The organism is Candidatus Thiosymbion oneisti (assembly GCF_004359955.1).
Taxonomy (GTDB): domain Bacteria; phylum Pseudomonadota; class Gammaproteobacteria; order Chromatiales; family Chromatiaceae; genus Thiosymbion; species Thiosymbion oneisti.
Genome location: NZ_SMSC01000170.1, coordinates 1 through 356 on the forward strand (window position 1 = coordinate 1; position 356 = coordinate 356).

The following is a 356-nucleotide window of genomic DNA, read 5'->3' on the forward strand; positions in this document are numbered from 1 at the left end:
TCGGATCCCGGATGATTGCATAGGATCTAAAATTGGGTCATTGTTGCGTGCCCGAGAGGTCATGGAGCTCCTGGTGGCCCCATCCGTAGCGGAGAACGCGCAATGAACATTCATCTACATGCCAATGCGACCACAACCCCGAAGATCCGCCAATACATTCAGGCGTCCAACCAGTCCGTCCCCCAACTCGCCGACGAGCTGGGTGTCAGCGAGGATACCATCCGCCGCTGGCGGCGGCGTGACGGTGTTGCCGATGGCTCACACACACCGCACCGCTTGCAGACCACCCTCGCCCCAGCCCAGGAGGCCGTGGTCGTGGAGCTGCGCAAAACGCTCCTGCTGCCGCTCGATGACCT

The 356-nt window shown here is 61.5% G+C and carries 1 protein-coding gene; it reads left to right on the forward strand.

Annotated features, from left to right (window positions below; genetic code table 11):
* Positions 1–102: 102 nt before the first annotated feature.
* On the forward strand, positions 103–356 hold a 254-nt coding region (locus E1958_RS19885), incomplete at its 3' end, for a helix-turn-helix domain-containing protein (protein ID WP_133513400.1).